16 protein-coding genes are annotated in these 20,670 nt (G+C 73.7%); 8 read left to right on the top strand and 8 right to left on the bottom strand.

Features of this window, described 5'->3' with window-relative positions:
* Positions 1–64 precede the first annotated feature (64 nt).
* The 3 genes from CLV72_RS20680 (at position 65) to CLV72_RS20670 (ending at position 4,898) form a co-directional block, all read left to right on the top strand.
* A complete protein-coding gene (locus tag CLV72_RS20680; protein WP_106248994.1) occupies positions 65–658 on the top strand; it encodes a hypothetical protein in 594 nt (197 codons plus the stop codon).
* A gap of 231 nt (positions 659–889) precedes the next feature.
* Positions 890–3,829: a penicillin acylase family protein gene (locus tag CLV72_RS20675; RefSeq protein ID WP_211302996.1), complete on the top strand. Its 2,940-nt coding sequence runs from the start codon at positions 890–892 to the stop codon at positions 3,827–3,829.
* Between the two features lie 217 nt (positions 3,830–4,046).
* A complete protein-coding gene (locus tag CLV72_RS20670) occupies positions 4,047–4,898 on the top strand; it encodes a tetratricopeptide repeat protein (RefSeq protein ID WP_146159504.1) in 852 nt (283 codons plus the stop codon).
* Between the two features lie 78 nt (positions 4,899–4,976).
* Here the strand turns inward: CLV72_RS20670 and CLV72_RS20665 are convergent, their stop codons facing one another.
* From CLV72_RS20665 to CLV72_RS20655, 3 genes are read right to left on the bottom strand one after another with little or no spacing between them, the layout of a single operon-like run.
* Complete coding sequence (locus tag CLV72_RS20665; RefSeq protein WP_106248990.1) at positions 4,977–5,891, bottom strand: DUF1206 domain-containing protein; 915 nt, start codon at positions 5,889–5,891, stop codon at positions 4,977–4,979.
* Positions 5,892–5,901: 10 nt separating this feature from the next.
* The gene (locus tag CLV72_RS20660) at positions 5,902–6,081 is read right to left on the bottom strand and encodes a hypothetical protein (RefSeq protein WP_106248987.1); all 180 of its coding nucleotides are present in this window, start codon (positions 6,079–6,081) and stop codon (positions 5,902–5,904) included.
* A 35-nt stretch (positions 6,082–6,116) separates the two neighbouring features.
* Positions 6,117–8,426: an ATP-binding protein gene (locus CLV72_RS20655; protein ID WP_211302995.1), complete on the bottom strand. Its 2,310-nt coding sequence runs from the start codon at positions 8,424–8,426 to the stop codon at positions 6,117–6,119.
* 384 nt (positions 8,427–8,810) lie between these two features.
* On the opposite strand from CLV72_RS20655, the gene CLV72_RS20650 reads away from it, so the two are divergent.
* From CLV72_RS20650 to CLV72_RS20640, 3 genes are all read left to right on the top strand, one after another.
* Positions 8,811–9,026 carry a hypothetical protein gene (locus CLV72_RS20650; protein WP_245930332.1) on the top strand — a complete coding sequence of 72 codons (216 nt, stop codon included), beginning with the start codon at positions 8,811–8,813 and terminating at the stop codon, positions 9,024–9,026.
* On the top strand, positions 9,013–9,540 hold the full coding sequence (locus tag CLV72_RS20645) for a DUF6879 family protein (protein WP_106248981.1): 528 nt from the start codon (positions 9,013–9,015) through the stop codon (positions 9,538–9,540). Before CLV72_RS20650 ends, CLV72_RS20645 begins: the two co-directional genes overlap by 14 nt.
* Before the next feature lie 68 nt (positions 9,541–9,608).
* Positions 9,609–10,457 carry a methionyl-tRNA formyltransferase gene (locus CLV72_RS20640; RefSeq protein WP_106248978.1) on the top strand — a complete coding sequence of 283 codons (849 nt, stop codon included), beginning with the start codon at positions 9,609–9,611 and terminating at the stop codon, positions 10,455–10,457.
* Positions 10,458–10,751: 294 nt separating this feature from the next.
* On the opposite strand, the gene CLV72_RS20630 is transcribed toward CLV72_RS20640, so the two are convergent.
* Together CLV72_RS20630 and CLV72_RS20625 are read right to left on the bottom strand one after the other, a co-directional pair.
* Positions 10,752–11,489, bottom strand: a complete 738-nt coding sequence (locus tag CLV72_RS20630) for a phosphotransferase (RefSeq protein WP_106248976.1) — start codon at positions 11,487–11,489, stop codon at positions 10,752–10,754.
* Positions 11,490–11,590: 101 nt separating this feature from the next.
* Entirely contained in the window at positions 11,591–15,079 is a 3,489-nt protein-coding gene (locus tag CLV72_RS20625; RefSeq protein ID WP_211302994.1) for a phosphodiester glycosidase family protein, read from the bottom strand.
* A gap of 379 nt (positions 15,080–15,458) precedes the next feature.
* Between CLV72_RS20625 and CLV72_RS20620 the strand changes: the two genes are divergently transcribed.
* Complete coding sequence (locus CLV72_RS20620; protein WP_106248974.1) at positions 15,459–15,749, top strand: hypothetical protein; 291 nt, start codon at positions 15,459–15,461, stop codon at positions 15,747–15,749.
* Positions 15,750–15,769: 20 nt separating this feature from the next.
* Here the strand turns inward: CLV72_RS20620 and CLV72_RS20615 are convergent, their stop codons facing one another.
* Complete coding sequence (locus CLV72_RS20615; protein WP_245930331.1) at positions 15,770–16,924, bottom strand: enolase C-terminal domain-like protein; 1,155 nt, start codon at positions 16,922–16,924, stop codon at positions 15,770–15,772.
* A gap of 149 nt (positions 16,925–17,073) precedes the next feature.
* Here CLV72_RS20615 and CLV72_RS20610 point away from each other — a divergent pair, with 149 nt between their 5' ends.
* Positions 17,074–17,823, top strand: a complete 750-nt coding sequence (locus tag CLV72_RS20610; protein WP_170141053.1) for a DUF2310 family Zn-ribbon-containing protein — start codon at positions 17,074–17,076, stop codon at positions 17,821–17,823.
* 10 nt (positions 17,824–17,833) lie between these two features.
* On the opposite strand, the gene ald is transcribed toward CLV72_RS20610, so the two are convergent.
* Together ald and CLV72_RS20600 are read right to left on the bottom strand one after the other, a co-directional pair.
* Positions 17,834–18,949: an alanine dehydrogenase gene (ald, locus tag CLV72_RS20605; protein WP_106248970.1), complete on the bottom strand. Its 1,116-nt coding sequence runs from the start codon at positions 18,947–18,949 to the stop codon at positions 17,834–17,836.
* Positions 18,950–19,120: 171 nt separating this feature from the next.
* A complete protein-coding gene (locus CLV72_RS20600; RefSeq protein ID WP_211302993.1) occupies positions 19,121–20,446 on the bottom strand; it encodes an amidohydrolase family protein in 1,326 nt (441 codons plus the stop codon).
* Positions 20,447–20,670 lie beyond the last annotated feature (224 nt).

The raw sequence follows: 20,670 nt of genomic DNA, 5'->3' as shown, positions 1-20,670 counted from the left end.
GCACGGGGATGAGCGCGGGCGTTCCGGGGCAAAGAGTCAGCGACCCTCACCCCCCGGAGGCCCGATGAAGCTCTATGCCGAAAGCGGCGGCCGCTTCGCCGCCCAGTTCCTCGCCGACGCGCTCGCCGTCGCCTGGATCGCCGCCTGGGCCTGGGCCGGGACCGAGATGCACCGGATCGTGCTGCGCCTGGCCGAGCCCGGGCGCACCCTGGAGGCGGCCGGCGGCGACTTCTCCGCGATGATGAACGACGCCGCCGCCGGAGCGGCCGAGATCCCGTTCGCGGGGGAGTCCCTGAGCGCGCCCTTCACCGGCGCGGGCGAGGCGGGCGGCTCGGTCGCCGAGGCCGGGCGGCAGTTCCAGGACACCGTCGCGGACGTGGCGCTGGCGCTGGGGCTGACCACCGCGCTGCTGCCCATCCTGCTGGTGCTCGCGGTGTGGCTGCCGCTGCGGGTGCTGTGGATCAGGAAGGCGTCGGCCGCGCACGGCCTGCGCCGCGACGGCGTGGAGCTGCTGGCGCTGCGCGCGCTCACCGAGCGGCCGCTGCGCCAGCTCAGGAAGGTCAGCGACGACCCGGCGGGCGCCTGGCGCGACGGCGACCCCGAGGTGATCCGGCGGCTGGCAGAACTCCAGCTGCGCAGGCTCGGCCTGCGCGCCTGAGCGCACCGCACCCGAGCGCCCCGACGATGGCCGGGTCCGGCCAGACGGGCGCCCTTGACGGCGTCCGCCGGCCGGTCCCGCCGCTGGTGGTCCAGGGTGACGGCACCGTCGCCGTGCGTAGAGGGCGACGGTGCGGGGCCGGCCGGCAACGTGAGGATCTTTCGCGACCGAACCGAGTCTGTTTACGTGTCGGTAACCCGCTTGGTCCCGCCTCCCGCGAAGAGGTGCACCGTGACCCGTCCCCTCCGTGTCCGGGCGGCGGCGCTGGCCGCCGTACCGGTGATCGCGTTCCCGCCGGCGGCCTCGGCGGCCGCGCCGGCCGCCGCCGAGCCGCCCGCCCCCGTCCAGGCCGCCGTCGACTACTGCGGCGACCAGTGCGCCGACATCCTGCCGCCCGGCCAGAACGGCAACGCCACCCTGGTCGACATCCTGGCCCATCAGGTCTTCGGCACCATGCCCCGGCACGCGGGCGACCAGATGGTGCCCTACGACCGGCTGCTGCACTCCTACACCGGGCTGACCGACGCCCAGCTGGACGACTTCTTCAACGACGCCTCCTTCGGCGTGCCCGCCGGCCAGGTCGAGAGCCGGGTCCGCCCGCGCGCGGACGTGGAGATCGTCCGCGACCGCGCCACCGGGGTGCCGCACATCACCGGCACCACCCGCGAGGGCACCATGTTCGGCGCCGGCTACGCCGCGGCCGGCGACCGCCTCTTCCTGATCGACGTCTTCCGCCGCCTCGGCCGCGGCGAACTGACCAGCTTCGCCGGCGGCGCCCCGTCCAACCAGGCGCTGGAGCAGAGCCTGTGGCGGGGCGCCCCCTACACCGAGGCCGACCTCCAGGCGCAGATCGACCGCGTCGCCGCCTCGGGGCCGCGCGGCGCCCAGGCCCTGGCCGACGTGGAGGACTACGTCGCGGGCATGAACGCCTACATCGACGAGGCGCGCGCCGACCGCGACTACCCCGGTGAGTACGTGCTCACCGGGCACATGGACGCCATCACCCAGCGCGGCACCATCGAGCACTTCACCCCGACCGACGTCGTCGGCATCGCCTCGGTGGTCGGCCTGCTGTTCGGCGGCGGCGGTGGCGGCGAGGTCGCGTCCGGGCTGGCGCTGCTGGCCTTCCAGGAGCGCTACGGCGCCCAGGAGGGCGAGCGGCTATACGAGGCGTGGCGGGCCCAGAACGACCCCGAGTCGGTCCTCACCGTGCACGAGGGCGAGTTCCCGTACGCGCAGAGCCCCGAGGACCCCGTCGGCGTCGCGCTCGCCGACCCCGGCTCGGTGGTGCCGCACGAACTCGTCCGCGACGCCTCCGGCGCCGCCGCGAGCGGCGCGTCGGCCGAGCCCGTGCCGCAGTCGGAGGGCACCGCCACCGAGCCCGCGCCCACCGCGACGCCCGGCGGCGCCGAGGACCTGGTCGCGCCCGGCGAGGTCGAGGAGAATCTGGAGCACGTCCGCGGCCTGTTCAACGACGGCGTGCTGCCGGGCGACCTGATCAGCGACCCCGACGGCATGTCCAACGCGCTGCTGGTGGCCGGCGAGCACACCGCCAGCGGCGACCCGATCATGGTGGCCGGGCCGCAGACCGGCTACTTCTCGCCGCAGCTGCTGATGGTGCAGGAGCTGCAGGGCCCCGGTATCAGCGCGCGCGGCGCGTCCTTCCCCGGGCTCAGCTTCTACGTGCAGATCGGCCGCGGCCCCGACTACGCCTGGAGCCCCACCAGCGCCTCGCAGGACATCACCGACACCTTCGCGCTGCGGCTGTGCGAGCCCGACGGCTCCGCGCCCACCACCGAGTCGCGGCACTACCTCGATGGCGAGGACTGCGTCCCGTTCGAGGAGCTGTCGGTGGACAACAGCTGGACGCCGACCGTGGCCGACCAGACCCCGGCCGGCTCCTACCGGCTGCTGTCGCTGCGCACCCCCTACGGGCTGGTGGAGAGCTTCGCGACCGTCGACGGCACCCCCGTCGCCTACGTGACGCGCCGCTCCACCTACCTGCGCGAGGTCGACTCGATCATCGGCTTCCAGCAGTTCAACGAGCCCGCGGCCATCACCTCGGCCGCCGACTTCCAGCGGGCCGCCTTCGACGTCGGCTACGCCTTCAACTGGTTCTACACCGACACCGACGACATCGCCTTCTTCAACTCCGGCGCGAACCCGGTGCGGGCGCAGGGCACCGACCCCAACCTGCCGATCTGGTCCGAACCCGCCTACCAGTGGCAGGACTGGAACCCGGCCGACAACGGCGCCCGCTACCACCCCTTCGCCGAGCGGCCCCAAGTGGTCAACCAGGACTACATCTCCAACTGGAACAACCGGCAGGCCGCGGGCTACACCTCGGGCTGGGGGATGGGCGCCGTGCACCGCGGCGACCTGCTCGACGGGCGCATCAGCGCGCTGATCGCCGAGGGCCACGCGTTCACCCGCGCCTCCCTGGTGCAGACCATGATGGAGGCCGGCGTGGCCGACCTGCGCGCCGAGCAGGTGCTGCCCGAGCTGCTGCGGGTCATCGACAGCGCGCCCGTGGACGACCCCGAGCTGGCGGCCGCCGTCGCGGAGCTGCGCGCCTGGCACGAGGACGGCTCGCTGCGCCGCGAGCCGGAGCTGGGCGCCGGCGAGTACGTGCACGCGGAGGCGATCCACACCCTGGACGCCTGGTGGCCGCTGCTGGTGCGGGCCCAGTTCGAACCCGGGCTCGGCACCCCGCTCTACGAGCAGCTGACCCGGCTGGTGCAGATCAACGAGACGCCGTCGGGCGGCCAGAACGGCGGGGGCGGCTCGGGCGGCAGCCCCAACCAGTCGCAGCCGCACCGCGGCTCGGCCTTCCAGTACGGCTGGTGGGGCTACGTCGACAAGGACCTGCGCGCCGTGCTCGGCGAGGAGGTCCAGGGCGGCTTCGGCACCGCCTACTGCGGCGGCGGAGAGCTCGCGCAGTGCCGCGCGGTGCTGCTGGAGACCCTGGCCCAGGCGGCGGCCGAGCCCTGGGAGACGACCTATCCGGGCGACGCCGAGTGTGATTCGGGCGACCAGCTGTGCGCCGACAGCATCGTGCACTCCACCCTCGGCGGCATCACCCAGCCGAGGATCGCCTGGCAGAACCGGCCCACCTACCAGGCCGTCCACCAGTTCCCCGCCCGCAGGACCGACCCGCCGCCGGGCGGCTGAGCAAGGACGCGCGGCACCCGGCGGGGCGGGCGGTGCAGGACGGGCCGCCCGCCCCGCCGCCGTGCGCCTCCGCCGGTGCGCCAAAGCGCCGCAAGCGGTGCGGCGGCGCCCGTATCCTTGTGCAGGCCCGCCCCGCGTGACCATGAGCGCCACGGGGCACAACTCGGCCACGAGACTACGGTGCGGAAGGCGGACGCCTGCGGTGGACAGTCCCGGGATGCAGCTCAAGCGGGCCGGTCGGCTGGCCGAGGCGGAGCACTGGTTCCGGCAGGCCGCGGCGGCCGGCGACCCCGAGGCCGCCCTCCAGGTCGCCATCCTGCTGGGCCAGACCCAGCGCGCGGCAGAGGCCGAGCAGTGGTACCACCACGCCGCCAACACCGGCTACCCCAAGGCGATGACCCACTACGGCGTCTTCCTGGCCATGGCCCAGCGCCACCAGGAGGCCGAGCAGTGGCTGCGCACGGCCGCCGGGAACGGCGACGTCGAGGCCATGTTCAACCTCGGCAGCCTGCTGCGCGAGACCGGCCGGGCCGACGAGGGCGGCCAGTGGTACCACTGGGCCGCCGAGCGCGGCCACCCCGACGCCATGTTCAACATCGGCAACGACCTCGCCGAGCGCGACCCCGGCGCGGCCGAGCAGTGGCTGCGCCGCAGCGCCGACACCGGCCACACCGGCGCCTCCTGGAACCTCACCGTCCTCCTCAACGGCCAGAACCGCTACCCGGAGGCCCGGCCCTACCTCCAGCGCGCCGCCCAGTCCGGCCACGTCCCCGCCATGAACGCCCTCGCCCGCGACCTGCTGGACCGCCGCGAGTACCCCGAGGCCGAACGCCTGCTCCGCCACGCCGCCCAGGCCGGCAACGACGCCGCCAAGCGCAACCTCGGCCGCCTCCTCAAGGAGACCGGCCGCCTCCCCGAAGCCGAGCACTGGCTGCGCGAGGCCGCCCGCGCCGAGGACGTCGAGGCGATGACCCTGCTGATGCAGCTCCTGCTGGAGACCGGCCGCCAGGACGAGGCGTCGGAGTGGGGCGGCTACCTGGTGCAGAAGGGGTACGCGCGACCGGCGTGAGGCCGGGTGCGCTCACCGGCGTGTGCGGGACGCCCCGGGTTCCGGTCGGCGTACCCGGCCCGGGCGCGGCCGGACCGCTCAGCGCCGCGCCCAGTACGCCTCGCAGAAGCAGAAGACGCCGAAGACCGCCAGCCCGGCCGCGGTGCCGCCCAGCACCCACGGGCCGAACGGGGCGGCGGCGAGGGCGCGCAGGGAGCCGTCCACGCCCTCGGCGCGCTCGGGATCGAAGGTGATCGCCGCCTGCACGACCAGGACCCCGGCCGCGATGGCCACCACACCCTTGGCGCAGTGCCCGATCCGGCCCAGCCACACCACGGCCGCGCGCACCGGCGGCGACATGGCGCCCGTCCGCAGGTCCTTGGTGAAGGTCGCGCGCACGCCCTGGTAGCCGAAGAAGAACCCGGTGCCGATCAGGGCCAGGCCCGCGGCGCCCACCAGCAGCTGCCCGAAGGGCAGCGCCATCAGCTGGGCGGTGGCCGCCTCGGAGCCCTGGTCCTGCGAGCCGCCGCCCGAGCCCAGCAGGAAGCCCACGACCGTCACGCACAGCGCCGCGTACACGACCAGCCGCCCGCCCGCGGCGATCCGCTGGGTGGTCCGGTGCGCGTCGTCGCGGTCGCCGAAGACGACGGCGGCCAGCTGCCACAGCGTCAGCGCGAGCAGCCCGACCGCGACCGCGGCCAGCGCGACGACCCCGCCGGGCGTGGCCGCGACCGCCCGCAGCGCCCCGGACGTCTCCGCCTCCTGCCCCGACCCCCCGCCCGCCGCGATCTGCACCGCGATCAGCCCGACCATCAGGAACAGCAGCCCCCGCCCGGCCAGCCCCACCCGCGCCGCGACCTCGAAGTACCGGCTGCGCGACGCCTCCCGCCCAGCCTCCCTGGCCTCCCGCCCGGCCTCCTTGGCCTGCCGACCGGCGTCCTTGGCCTGGTCCTTGGCCTGCTCGGCCGTACTCTGCCGGTCGCCCGCGCTGCTACCGCTCGTCGTCGCTGCCATGGCCTTGTGTCTACCCCTGGGGCTTTTCGCAAACGGTGCCCGGTTCCGCCCGGTCACGTCCGGCGACCCGGCGGGCTCGGGCCGCCACCACCCGGCTGCGGATCGAGCCGTCGTCCACGCCCATACCGCGGCAGATCCCGAAGTAGGTCTTGCCCGCCTCGTGCCGCGCCGGCAGTTCCTCGACGGGCACTCCGAGGTCCCTTGGGCTGGACGCCGCCCCGCCTCTCAGTCGCCACCGGAGTCCTCCTGGAGTTCGGCTCGCCGTCTCATGGCCGAGGGATCGGGGAAATCGGCGAGCAGCCGCACCGCCTCGCGCTGCTGGTTGCGTGCCTCGCGGAGGTCTCCAGTTCCAGCCAGTGCTTTGGCGAGGTTCGACAGCGAGATCGCGAGTGCCCACTGATCCCCTCTGCCGCGATGCGCAGTGGACGCCTGCCGACTGAACTCGACGGCTTCGCCGGTGCGTCCGAGCAGCAGGTACGCCTCACCGGTCGTATCCCAGGCGGCGGCCTGCAGATCAGGGCGTCCGACCTGCTGAAATAGGATCGCGGCCTGCTGTAGGTGCGGCAGGGCCTCAGCGCCGTCGTCCCGTGCGAGCGCGATGCGTCCCAGTTCGAGCAGCGCGAGCGCCTGGAACAGAGTGCCATCGAAATCACCGGCGATCGCCAATGCGCGCTCGGCGGTCTCCTGTGCCTCCCCGAAACGGCGGGACCGCCACAGGACCGCCGCCAGCAGGGTCAGCGCCTCGGCCACTTCCAGGGGCTCGTTCACCGCACGGAGCAGTTCGGCGGCCTGTCGCAACAAGGCTTCGGCCCGATCGAGCCGCTCGGCTTCCAGCAGCGCCCAGCCCAGATTGCGGGTGAAATAGCCGGTGTACGCCTGGTCGCCCAGCTCCTTCACCAAAGCCAGAGCCTCTTCGAAACACCTCGCGGCCCGTTCGACACGGTGCGCGAACATATGGCAGACGCCCAGGCCGTTGGTCGCCCGGGCGTCCCCGAACGTGTCGCCCAGCTCACGAAATGCGGTCTGTGCAGCGGTGAAGTGCTCTTCGGCCTGCAAGAGGCGGAACAGATGCCGGTAGGCGATACCCAGGTTGTCGTGCGTGATGGCCTCGCCATATCGGTCACCGGCCCGGCGTGCCGCTTCCAGAGCCGTCCGCTGGGTCGGCAGCCAGGCGTCGGCCGGCTCCCGATCCGCAATGATCATGGTGAGGACCGCAGGGATCTGCCAGGCGATCCGCTCCATTCCCGCGGCATGCGCGGCTCGGGTCACGGAGCTCAGATTGTCCCGTTCGGTCTCGTACCAGGCGATCGCGGCCTTTCTGTCCTCGAAGGCCGCGGCCATCACACCGGCGGGCAGCGGTTCCGGTTCGACCGGCGGTGTGTAGCCGCTCGACGCCGATCGAGCGGCCGCGGACGCACCGTGCAGGTACCAGCCGAAGACGCGACTCCGGGCGGTGCGGCGCTCCGCCTCCGAATCCTCGCTGCGGCTCTGGTCGACGGCATAGGCTCTCAGGAGATCGTGGAACTGGTAACGGTCGTGGCCGCACTCCTCTAACAGGTGCGCTCCGGCCAAGGTGTCGAGTTGGCGGCGTGCCTCGGACGTGGCCATGGCGGTGAGAGCTGCGGCCGCCTCAACGCCGATCTCCGGCCCCGGGTGCAGTCCCAGGAGCCTGAACACACGCGCCGCCTGCGGGCTGAGCGCACGGTAGGACCAGGCGAACACGGTTCGGACCGCGTCCGCTTCCTCCGCGTCCTCAGTGGACAGGGCGTCCCAGAGGCCGGACTCGTCGCGCAACTCCGCGATGAGCGCGCGCAGCGGCATCCGCGGACGGACGACGGCGCGTTCGGCGACGATCCGCAGTGCTAGAGGAAGCCGAGCGCACAGGCGCGCCAGCTCGGCCAGTTCTTCATCGTCCTCGCTGCTGCGATACCCGGACATGACGGTGCGGAGCAGATGGACGGACTCGGCTTCGGAAAGAGTCCCTACACTCACGCGAAACGCTCCCTCACGCGCGACCAGACCAGACATCCTGGTGCGACTCGTAATGATCACCGGGCAACTCGACGATCCTGGCAGGAGCGGCCGGATCTGTCCGGCCGTCACCGCGTTGTCCAGGAGCACAAGAATACGTCGTCGCGCCACAAACGTACGGAACAGCTCCGCACGCGCCTCTTCCCCGGCGGGGATTCGGTCCACTGGAAGATCAAGGGCGCGAAGGAAACGGGCAAGCACATCTTTGGCGGCAACTGGTGTCCCAGGATCGTACCCATGCATATTTACGTAGAGCTGTCCGTCCGGAAATTGCTCCTTCATCCTGTTCGCCCACCGAACAGCGAGAGCCGTCTTGCCGACTCCTGCCGTGCCGACGATGACCGCCACCGGCGGTGCGGCGGTCTCGGCGGCGGGACCTGCGGTGACGACTCCGAGGGCGTCGTCGAGTTCTCGCAGTTCTCTGGCCCGGTTGACGAAGCCTCCTACGTCCCCGGGAAGTTGGGCCGGGCGCGGTGCCGGAGCGGTCGCCGCGTGGAAGTGCACGTCTCCGCGGACCTCTCGGGCCTGGACCACGTTTTCTGCTGAGCCTGAGAAATCGGATCGGCTCCACTGATAAGATCCGGCCGCCGGATCGCTTTCCTCTCCATGTGGTCTATTTCTCACATGCCTCACCCTGCCCATCTGCGTGATAATCAAGGTCGGCTGAGCCGGTCCACTGTCGTACGGGTCTTGAACTCAGGGATTGCCTAGCATAACCTGTCCGAAATCTGGCGTGGTCTGCGGCGTGCGAGTCGCATGGTCATCGCCAATGACGATCTTGTATAAGCAGGTGATTGCGAAGATCGTCGACTGGCGGGACGGCACGTACTTCGTTCATTGTTTTCAAGGAATGTCGGGTTGTTCCACTGGGACTCAGTAGGGATGGTCATGAGGATTGTGTTCATCGGTGGTGCAACGGCGCAGGGCGGATCGCCCCGTTTGTACCGGGACGAGGAGAGCGGCGACTTCATCGTGCAGGGCTATGTGGTCAGCGAACCGGCCGACCTGGCGCAGATGAATATTCCCGCGGGGGAGACGGTTGTGCGGGTCCCCGAGTCCCTGTTCGACTACCTGCCAGGAGCCGGTGCTGATGGAGTCGCTTGACGCGAATGGGTGGGCCCGGCTGTTCGGCGCCTGCCGGGAGTCGGCCTGCCATCTGGAGATGCGCGACACCTACGCGGTCCAGGAGGAGGCGGCCGACTTCGAGGAGTGGCGGGCTGGACGGTGGGGACCTGCGGAGGCCGCAGAGAGCTGGGCGAGCTGGCTGGACCTGATGAGGAAGACCTCAACTCGCGGGGTGCGCTTGCGCCGGGCCCGCATCGTCTCCGAACCGGTCACCGACTACATCCGGTTCGAGCACGAGGGCACGCCGCTGAACATCGCTGCGGGGGAGGACGTCCGCTGGCTGCCCCGCACCCGCGCTTCCGGACTGGCCCTACCCGGAAACGACTTCTGGATCTTCGATGGCGCGACCGTGCTGTTCAACCACTTCACCGGAGACGGTGGCTGGATCGGCAACGAACTGACCACCGATCCGGAAGTGGCCAAGCTGTGCGCCGACGCGTTCGAGTCGGTCTGGGCGCTGGCCGTCCCTCATAGCGAGTACACGCTGGTCTGAGCCATGTGCGCACTACTGCCGATGCGGACGACAGCAGGCAGGACATCCGCGCTGAACGAGGGCCGAACATGTCGGACAGCATGAGGGTCGGCGTGATCTCTTCCGGCCCGGCAGAGTTCGACACGATCCAGGCCGCATGCACGGACGCCGGCCATCCTCCGGTGGTGTATTTCTACGGTCGTTCGCTTCGGCCGGGTGGCCCGAACCTCACCGAAGCAGGTGAGACGACCGCAGCCATCCTCGAAGCCGTTCCACCGGGAATGGACCTGATACTTCCCGAAAGCATGGCAGGTCTCGCCGCCGCCATCGAGAACTACCGCGTCGACCTGCTGATCGTCTTCGGGTTCCCGTGGAAGCTTCCCCGAGCGGTGCGGCTTCTCCCGAACTTCGGCGCGATGAACGTCCACGTCTCGGTGCTGCCGAAGTACCGCGGCCCGGCACCGCTGCTGTGGGCGATCCGCAATGGCGACCCGACCGGCGGCGTGACCGTGCACTGGATGGACGACGACTTCGACACCGGGAACATCCTCGCGCAGCAGGACGGCATACCCCTTGAAGACGACATCACTTGGGACGGCTACTGCGCTGTAGCATTGCCGATCGTCTACCGTCTGCTGCGCGAGTCCCTCGCACTCGCGGCAGTGCGCGACCCCGGCACGCCACAGGACCACAGCGCCGCCACCTATGCGGGCTTCATGGACGACGATTTCTCAACGATCGACTGGTCCAATAGCGCGAAAGAGATCCACAACCAGGTGAGGACGCATCGTTTCATGCGCTCGCCCCGGGATCCGGTCGCCGACGTGGGCAAGGACCGCGTACACGTGATCCGAACGAGCCTGACACCCGCTCACGGCCAGAAGGTGGTCTGCGGCGACGGGCGTCCGCTGTGGATCGTTGAGTCCGAACAACTGTGACCGGCGCCGAAGCCGGCTCGCCGAGCAGTTCATCGCCCGGCCCGTGACCTGGATACCGACACCATGCGAAGGCCTCCTTGAGCGCTTCCTCCGGACTCTCCTCAGCGAGCCCTCGGCCGTACCGATCCCAGTAGTCAGCGGGACTCGCGGTCTCGGCGGTCCGCACCATCCGACCCATACGAGCGGCACCTTCGCGACGGCGGCAGAACGCCGATCACGCTACTCCGCGCCTCCCAGGGCCACCGGGCGATGCGCGAAAACGTCCATGCCGCCCGGCGCGGTGTCGCCGCGCGTTCAGCGCAAGGCGTGTTCCAGCGTGTCGCGGTGGTCGGTGACCCACTGGTAGGCGCTTCGCACCTCCGTGACCACGCCGGCGGCGCGGAGGCGGGCCATCGCGGGGTCGCCCGCGTCGGCGCCGGCGTCGATGCCGCGGTGGCAGCGGTCCTGCCACCACAGGATCGTGGGGACGAGGGCTCGGCGGTCGGTGAGGCCGTAGGCGTCGGCGATCAGGCGGATGCGCCGGGCCGCGGCGGCGGTGTCGGGGAGCGAGGGGCCCAGGCCGAGGTACTGCCAGCAGACGTGGGCGATGTCGTGGACGCGTGCGCCCGGCGCGGCGGTGTCCCAGTCGATGAAGGCGACGGGGCGCAGTTCGCCGCCGAGCGGGCGGTAGACGGTGTTCTTCGGCGACAGGTCGTTGTGGCAGACGACCTCTTGGTCTCCGGCGAGCGGGGTTCCGGCGGTCAGCCCGTGGAACTCGCGCACCAGGCGGGCGACCGCCGCCAGGCTCTCGTCCGACGAGACGGCGGCGGGCTGCTGCGCCTCCCAGGCCACATGGCCGTCGAGGTAGTCGAGGACCTCGCGGCCCTGATCGTCCATACCGAGGAACCGCGGGGCGCCGTGCCAGCCGCCCGCTTCCAGCAGATCCAGCAGTTCGCGCACGAACGCCGTCCGCGCGGTCGCGGGACGGCGCACCGTGTCGCCGACGCGGACGACGGTGCTGACGAAACCCCCGGGCAAGCTCGGCTCTGACACGGTCCCACTCTGCCCGATGGCCGCTGCGACCGGAAAAACCGCAGCGGATGGAGCGGACGGACGCGCCCCCGGCCACCGGCCGGGGGCGCGCACCGTTCCCGCTACTGCGCCACCTCCACCGTCGCCGTGCGGGTGGCGCCGTTGACGGTGACCGCGATCTCGACGGTGCCCGGGCGCAGCGCCGTGAGGGTGCCGGTGGCCGGGTCGAAGCTCGCGATGTGGCTCGGGCGGTGCCCGCCGGGGGTGCCGATGTGCAGGCCCGTGCCGGTCCAGTCGGCCGAGACCGGGTACCGGACGGGCACGTGGCGGCCCTCCTGGACGACCGAGGCGCCCGCGGTGGCGGACTCGCCGGCGGCCAGGGTGTCCGGGGTGTCGAGGACGAGGTCCTCCACGTGCGGGCGGAACTCGACGCCGACCCAGTCGGGGCCGCCGTCGTAGGCGTCGGCGCGGGCCGCCTCGGCCTCGGCGGCGGTGACCGGGTCGACGCCGACCAGGGACCAGCCGCTGAAGCCGCCGTTGTCGGCGTCGGCCGACGGCGCCTTGCCCGAGTTGCCGTTGATGACGTACGGGACGCCGTCGACGCCGGCGGCGTGGAAGCGGCCGACGTGGGCGCCGACGAACAGGGCGCCCTTGCCGGTCTCCTCCTGGAACTCCGCCAGCCACGCCTCGATCATCGCCGCCTCCCGGCGGTCGGCGAGCTGCGAGCCCGCGGCCGGGCTCGGGTCGCGCGGCGGGTGGTGCTGGGTCAGCACGACGGAGCCGACCGACGGGTCCTGCGCGGCCGCGTCCAGCTGCTCGCGCAGCAGCCGGATCTGCTCGAAGCCGCCGCCCAGCAGAGTGCCGCGCGAGGTGTCGAGCGTGATGAAGCGGGTGCCCTCGTGGTCGAAGGTGCTGGTCGTCTCACCGAAGTGGCGGCGGAAGTTGGCGATGTCGCCGCCCATGACCTCGTGGTTGCCCGGCACGTAGTGGTAGGGGAGTTCGCCCTCCAGCTCCTCGGCCAGGATCCGGGCGGCCAGCTGGAAGTCGGCGTCGGACGCCTCGTCCACGAAGTCGCCGTTGATGATCAGGAAGTCGGGATCGGCGGCCCGCACCTCCTGGAGGGTGCGCCTGGCCCGCTGCACGAACTCCGAGTCGGGGTTGCGCGCCACGAACTGGGCGTCGGACATCACCGCGAAGCGCCACTCGGCGCCCTCCACCGTGCCGTCGGTGATGATCACGTCGTCGGCCACCGGGGTGGACGGCGGAATCTGGGCGGTCGGCGCGACCTGCACGCTGATGTCGTCCAGCGCGACCTCGGCCCTGTACTGGCGGTCGGCGCCCAGCTCGATCGTGTAGAAGCGGCTGACGCGGATCGGCTGCGGCAGCGCGTCGGGCACCGGGATGGTCAGCTCCTGCCAGCCCTGCCAGGTGATGTAGGGCCCGTACAGGGAGTGCGAGCGGCCGGTGGCGTCGATGACGGTGAACGCGGTCCACTCGCCCCGGCCGCGGCCGTCCACCCAGATGCTCAGCGCGCGCGCCTGGCCGTCGACGGCGAGCGGCGCGGGCGGGATGGCGTAGGCGGTGCGGGTCGCGGTGGACTGGGTGAAGTCGTAGGACAGCCGCAGGCCCTCGCCGCCCTCGCGGCCCGGCGCCGGGGCGACCTGGGCGGTGCCGCGCGCCGAGCCCGCGGTCCACGCGGCGGCGTCGGAGAAGTCGGCCAGCACGCGCTCCTCGACGCCGACCGTGACGGCGAGGCTGGTGCTCAGCCCGGCGACCTCGGCGGTGACCGTGCCGCTGCCGGACTCGGCGACGGCGCTCACCGTGAACGAGCCGTCGGCACCCGGCTGGACGTCCACCAGTGCGGGATCGAAGTCCAGGCGCACGTCGGCGGGCTCGATCGGCGCGGTGTAGCCGTGCTCGTCGAAGCCCACGACGCCGAAGGACCCGGTGGCTCCGGCGCCCGACAGGGCGACGTGCGACTCGGTGGCGGCGGCCCGGACCGGCTCGCCCAGCACCTCGAGCTCGATGGAGCCCTGCGCCGACCCGGCGCGGGCCGTGACGGTCGCCTCGCCCGGGCGGCGCCCCTGGAACACGCCGTCGCGGACCGAGCCGGAGCCGCGTGCGTTCCAGCGGATCGCCGGGTCGCCCTCGACCGGCCCGTACGCCTCGTCGTGGCCGGTGGCCACCAGGGAGCGGGTCAGGCCGGTGAAGACCCGGTCGGGGCGGCCGCCGGCCACCGGGCCGGCGCCGGGGGCGGCGGTCGCGTCGATCGCGGTGTCCACCCAGACCCCGTCCAGGCGGCCGCTGCCCTCGGCGGCGAAGACCGCGAGGCCGTTGGGGACCGGCCGCTCCGTCTCGGAGCCGGGGTCGTTCTCCACCTGCACGCTGTCACCGCCGGGCAGCCGCGCCGCCAGGGTGGAGGAGCCGCCGCCGTCCAGTTCCAGGCCGACGTGCGCGCCCAGTTCGCGCAGGCGCTCGCCCATCTCGCGCAGGGTGGCGCCGCGGCTGTTGGCCTGCCGCCCGTCGGCGGTGACCAGGTACATGTCCGTGCCGTCCTCGGAGAAGCCGACGGCGGTGCGCGGCTCAGGCGTCACGTCGTTGACCTCGCGCACCCGGCCGTCCTCGACCAGCAGCTGGCGGCCGCCGATCGCGGTGTCCAGCGCGGCGCCCTCCAGCCCGGCCAGCTCGTAGTCGACCGCGACGGGGTCGCCGGGCGCCAGCTCGGCCAGCCGCGCCGCCCCGGCCTCCCGGCCGACCAGCACGGTGGTGTCGGCGCCGATCGGGCCCTCGCCCGCCGCGTCGCGCACCTCGGTGACCACGCCGTCGACCACGACCACCTCGGTGACCTGGGCGGCGCCCTGCACCGCGCGCGAGCGCGGGTACTCGCCCCACAGCGAGGTGAAGGCGGCGACGCCGCCGCTGCGCAGCTGCGGGCTGTTCAGCTGGTCCAGCGCCAGCTCGCCGCCGGGGAGGGTGACGGTGCCGTCGAACAGGATGTCCTGCACCCGGCCGACGCCCTCGGCGTCCACCGTGACCGCGCGCGGCCAGTCGGGGGTGGGCGACTTGATGATCTCGCCGTCGGCCACCGCGGCGCCCAGCGGGGCGCCGGAGTTGTTGATGTCGAAGAAGTCGCCGTTGATCGCCGCGACGGCGCCGACCCGGTCGGCCTGCGCCGAGATGACCTCGGTCTCGGCCACGCTGCCGGGGGAGAGGTACTCCACCCGCGCGCCGCCGTCCAGGTCGAGGCTGAGCGAGGTGATGCGCTGCCAGCCGCGCGGGTCGTAGCTGTCGGCCTGCGCCAGCTCCACCCCGGGCGCCACCGGGCGCTCCCAGCTGCGGGTGTCGATCCGCTCGGCCGCCGAGGCGCCGGCCGTTAGAGGGACGGCGGCCGGGCCGCCCGACGACGCGGCCGCCGCGGCCGGGGCCGAGGCGGCGACCGGGTCGGCGCCGGCGGACGGCGCCGGGTCCGCGTAGCCGGTGCCGGCCAGGCCGAGTACGACGGCCAGGCTCAGCGGCGCGGCCAGCGCGCGCCAGGCGGCGCGGCCGCGGCGGGCGCCGCCGGCTCTGCGCGGCGGTGGTGTCGGGCTTGGGGACGAATCGAGGGCGGGCACCCTTGACCTCCGGAGATCGTGTGGACGGAAACCATCGGAAGTCAAACACGCCGCCGCCGTCCGCAATGTGTCCCGACGGCGACGAAGACATGGCCACACCGTGGCACCATTCCAACCCCGCCGACGTACGCCCTGGTCACGGGGTCACCGTTCGTGGTCATCCGGCGACGCGGCGCATGGCGGGGCCGGGGCGGGACCTCGGCCGGGGCCGCCGCACCCGCGGGACGCCCGGCCCCGGCCGCACGCGGGCCGCTGGAGCGGCGCGACGGGGCGCCTGGTCCGCGACCGACTCCACCAGCATTGTTTACGGAAAGTAGTTGAGCGGGAACAGTGAGTGTCGGCGAATCGTCGCCACCCGACCCCGTGAAGGAGCACACCCATGCGCCGTACCGCGACCGCCCTCGGCTGCCTCGCCCTGGCCACCGCCCTGCCGGTGGCGTCGGCCGCACCCGCCCAGGCCGCCCAGGGGACCCTCACCGTGGGCTTCCAGCGCTTCGAGAATCCCAGTGGCTGCTACACGGCGAGTTTGTGGCCGATGAGCGTCCAGAACGACGCCGATACCCGGGCCGTCGTCTACTCCGGCCCGGACTGCACCGGTGAACAGGTGGGCGTGGTGGAGCCCGGCGAGAGCGGCGTCTTCGAGTTCGGCACGAGCGTCCGCATCGACTGAGGCGCGGCGGCCGGTCCCGGCTACGCCCGCCAGACGGCGCCGGCGAGGGCGCGGACGCGGGCCTCGTCCACCTCGTGGCCGAGGCCCGGCTGGGCCAGCGGCACCGCGACCACGCCGTCGTCGGCGCGGACCGGGGGTTCGACGATGTCGCCGTGCTCCCCGGTGCCGTTGCGGTCGGCGCCGGCCGGCTCGTTGAGCAGGCTGACGCCGGGCAGCCCGGCCAGGGCGACATTGGCGGCCCGCCCCACGCCGAACTCGCGGCCGCCGCCGCACCACACCAGCCAGCCGGCGTCCACCGCGCGGTCGTGGGCGCGGCGGGCGGCGGTCAGCCCGCCCAGCAGCGGCACCCGCAGGGTGACGGCGCGGGCCGCCTCCAGTTCGATGGCGGTGTCGAGCTGGTCGGTGCCGGTGACCGACAGGTCCAGGCCGACGGGGGTGCGCAGCCGCCGCTGGAGGCGGGCGTGCGCGACCAGCGCGCCGGGCGCGAAGGGCTGGCGCAGCTGTTCGAGGCCGTAGTCGTCCAGGGCGCGCAGCGCGGCAAGCGACTCGGGCGTCTCCGGGTAGCCGCCGCGAGCGTCGGCCTGCACGGCCAGGTGCGGGTAGGTGGAGCGCACCGCGCGCACCGGCTCGATGTCGCGGCCCGGGCCGATCGTGAGGGTGACGCTGCGGTAGCCGCGCGACACCTGCCGGTTCACCAGCTCCACCAGCTGCTCCACCGAGGACTGCGCGGCCAGGGTGACGCCGGTGGCCACGGCGGTGCGGGTGCCGCCGAGCGCGTGCGACAGCGGCCGGCCCCTGGCCCGGCTCCAGAGGTCCCAGCAGGCCATGTCCAGCCCGGCCCGCGCGACCTGGCCGCCCTTGACCCGCGCCCAGGCCGCGCCGGCCTCCTCGGGACGCGTCCAGTCGTGGTCCAGCAGCGCGGGCGCCAGCACCTCGCGCAGCTGCCGCCAGCAGGTGTCGAGCGTGTCGGCGCCCTGCGAGATGTCGGTGACGGGGGTGATCTCGCCCCAGCCGACGCTGCCCAGGGCGTCTTCGACCCGCACCAGGATGTGCTCCAGGAAGGGCCGGCTCCGCCCCTCGCGCTCGGCCCGGCGGGTGAGCGGCAGCCGGAGCCGGAACGCTTCGAGTCCGGTGATCCGGTGCGTCGCGACGGGCTGCGGCTGGGCTCGGGACACGCTGCTCCTGTCGGAGAGTGCGATCGGATGGCTCCCTCGACTGTATCCCCTGTACCGGCCGGTACCGGCTCGGCGCGGTGCGTGAGGCCCGGCACGCCCGGTCCGCGATCGCGATGGCGGTACCGGGGCCGGGGCGCGACACTGGAGGCGTGCACACCGCCCGCCTGATCCTGGCCCTTCCCGACCGGCCCACCGCCGAAGCCGACCACGCGCTGCCCCGGCTGCTGGGCGCCCTGCACCAGAACGGCCAGGTGCTGGACTCCGCTCCACCGGTCGTCGCCGACGAGCAGGCCCTGCACGCCTACCTCAGCCTGCCCGCCGCCGACGCGCTCGACCCGGAGCACCACGGCCCCTACGTGCGCGCCGCCCTGGCCGAACTGGCGGCCGCCGGCCACGGCGCGCCCCGGGTGCGCCTGCTGGGCGCCGACCCGCACGGCGAACCGGAGTGCGGCTGCGAGACTCCGTCGGCCTACCTGCTGTACACCACCTTCGTGGACCGCGACAGCCCGCTGCGCTGCGCCGACTGCTCCGGCACCGTGCCGCTGTACCGGATACCGGCCGGCCCCGGCGACCTGATCCGCTCCCGCGTGCTGGACTGGCAGCAGCAGTACCGCGCCTGCGACCGGCTGTGGATCGAGAGCGGCGCGCTGGAAGCCGCCGCCCTGCACGAACTGGTGGCGGCCGGCAGCGACCTCAGCGCGTCCGGCCGCGAGCTGTGCGCCGCCCTGGCCGCCGCCCCGCACCTGGGCCGCCCGGTCTACTACTACCTGCACCGCCCCGGCGGCGAGGAGCCGGCCGCCCCCGACGCCTGCCCCTCGTGCGGCCGCCCGTGGCGCCTCGATCTGCCCTGGGGCGTGTGCGGGCACCGCTGCGACGGCTGCGGGCTGGCGGCGGCCTAGCGGCCCCCGCTCAGCTCAGCACGTTCTCCAGCTTCTGGTGCGGCAGGCCGTGGGCGTCGGCGACGGCGGCGTTGACGACGGCGCCGTCGTGGGTGTTGAGGCCCTGGGCGAGGCTGTGGTCCTCGGCGAGGGCGGTGCGCCAGCCCCGGTCGGCCAGGGCGATGGCGTAGGCCAGCGTGTCCTTGGTCAGGGCGTAGGTGGAGGTGTGCGGGACGGCGCCGGGCATATTGGCCACGCAGTAGAAGACGGAGCCGTGCACCCGGAAGGTGGGCTCGGCGTGGGTGGTGGGGCGGGAGTCCTCGAAGCAGCCGCCCTGGTCGATGGAGATGTCCACCAGCACCGAGCCGGGCTTCATCCGGGCGACCATGTCGTTGGTGACCAGCTTGGGCGCGCGGGCGCCCGGCACCAGCACGGCGCCGATCACCAGGTCGGCGTCCAGGACGGCGCGCTCCAGTTCGTAGCGGTTGGAGACGATGGTCTTCAGCCGCCCGTGGTACTGGGCGTCGGCGGCGCGCAGCTTGGCGACGCTGAGGTCGAGCAGGGTGACGTCGGCGCCCATCCCGACCGCGATCTCGGTCGCGTTCAGGCCCGACACGCCCGCCCCGATCACGGTGACCTTGGCCGGGTAGACGCCCGGCACCCCGCCCATCAGCACGCCGCGCCCGCCGTTGACGCTCATCAGGGTCTGCGCGCCCACCTGCGCGGCCAGCCGCCCGGCCACCTCAGACATGGGGGCCAGCAGCGGCAGGGTGCCGTCGGGCAGCTGCACGGTCTCGTACGCGATGCCGGTGACGCGCCGCTCCAGCAGCGCGCGGGTGCACTCCGGCGAGGCGGCGAGGTGCAGGTAGGTGAAGAGGGTCTGGCCCGGGCGCATCCGGTGGAACTCCTCGGCCACCGGCTCCTTGACCTTGAGGACGAGTTCGGCCTCGCCCCACACCTCGTCGGCGCTGCCGGCCACCCGGGCGCCGGCGGCGGCGAAGTCGGCGTCGGGGATGGCGGAGCCGGTGCCCGCCTCGCGCTCCACGACCACCTCGTGGCCGTGCCGGGTGAGTTCGTGCACGCCCGCCGGTGTGATCGCCACCCGGTACTCGTTGTTCTTGACCTCGCGAGGTACCCCGACCTTCACAGCATCCTCCTTGATGCCGGCGGCCGGACTCCGGCCGCACCCTGACTCCACTGTGCGTCCTGGAACCGGTCGGCGCCAGTCGGCCCGTGGAAGGGATCCGGTGACCTTGCCGACAATCGGCAAGATCTGATCATTTCGAGTGGCGCAGCCGCAGAATCGACGGTATGGCGGTCAGTGTGCCGGGGCGGCCGCGCGGTCGGCGGTGAGCAGGCGGCCGCGCGGCGGGCCGCCGGAGGCGGTGTCGGCGCGGTGGCCCGCCAGCCAGGTGGCCAGGACGGCGCCGATCAGCGGGTGGCCCGCGTAGGGCGACGGATCGCCGCCCGCCGGCACCGGCGGGGCGGGCGCCTCGGGGTCGAAGGCGACCAGGTCGGCGCGGAGCCCCACCGCGATGCGGCCCCGGTCGGCCAGGCCCAGGGCGGCGGCGGGCTCGGCGGCCAGCCACCGCGCCAGCGAGGGCAGCGTGCCGCCGCGCCGCCGCGCCGCCGTCCACACCGAGGGCAGCAGGTAGGGGAGGGAGGCGACCCCCCGCCACGACGTGCGGAAGTCGTCGGTGCGCGCACCCGGCGGCGCCGGGGCGTGCCCGGCCGACACGCCGGTCAGCACCCCGTCGAACAGTGCCCGCCACAGCGCCTGCCGGGCGGCGTCGGGGCGGATCGGCGGTGCGGTCGCGAAGGCCGTCGCGCGCTCGGGCACGTTCTCGGCCGGGAAGCACAGGTGGTGCGCGCTGGTCTGCGCGCTGATCCGCACGCCCGCGGCGACGGCGGCGGCCAGCAGGCCGGCGCAGTCGGCGGCCGACACGCGCAGCAGGTGCGCCCGCCCGCCCGAGCCGCGCACCGCCGCGACCACCCGCTCGATCGCCCGCCGCTCGGCGCGCGGCGGGCGCGAGCGCGCGTAGGCGGAGAAGCCCGGACCGTCGGGCGCGGCCAGCTCCGAGGGCTCCTCGGCGTGCACCAGCAGCGGCGCGGCCGCGCCCCGGCCCGCCGGCCCCGCGAGCGCGCCGCAGGCCCGGAGCGCGGCGCGCAGCGCGCGGTCGTCCAGCGGCGGCACGCCGTCGCCGAGATCGGCCAGGTGCGCCACGAAGCCGGCCGCCCCGGCCGCGCGCAACTCGGTTAGCCGGTCCGCCCGTGCCGCATCGGGGGTGACGGCCGCGCACCAGCCGACGTCCACCCGGAGCTCACCGCGGGCCCGCTCGGCCGCCTCGGCCGCGCCGCCGGGCCCCGGCAGCGCCAGCAGCGTCGTCACCCCGGCGTCGGCGGCGGCGGCCGCGGCCCGCGCCAGGCCGTCCGCGCCGCCCGGCCGCACATCGGCGTCGACCGCGCCCGGCAGCAGCGCCACCGCGCCGAGGTCCACGTCCCTCCCGCCGGGCGCCACCGGCACCGCCGAGTCCCGCGCGAACACCCCGGCGATCCGCCCGTCCCGCACCGCCACCGCCGCCGGCCGCACCTCGTCGGCCACCACCACCCGCCGCGCCCGCAGCACCAGCTCGAACCCGTCCACAGCGCCCGCCTCCCCACGGGTCCGCCCGGCGGCGCACCCCGGTCGCGATGCTCGCACGCACACCCCGCCCGCCGCGGCCGACCGCCGGAATGCGCCCTATGCCGCAGATGCCGGGAACAGCCGGGGATGGCCGTTGGGCCCGGACGGGTCGGGGCATGGCGTACGATCGCCGCAGCGCGACTGTGGAGTCCGTGCGCGCCCGCTCTCGCCGGATTCGCCGCGTT

Source organism: Allonocardiopsis opalescens (assembly GCF_003002095.1).
Classification (GTDB): domain Bacteria; phylum Actinomycetota; class Actinomycetes; order Streptosporangiales; family Streptosporangiaceae; genus Allonocardiopsis; species Allonocardiopsis opalescens.
The sequence above is the reverse complement of the archived record's forward strand: the minus strand, read 5'-3'. Positions and strand labels throughout refer to the sequence as shown.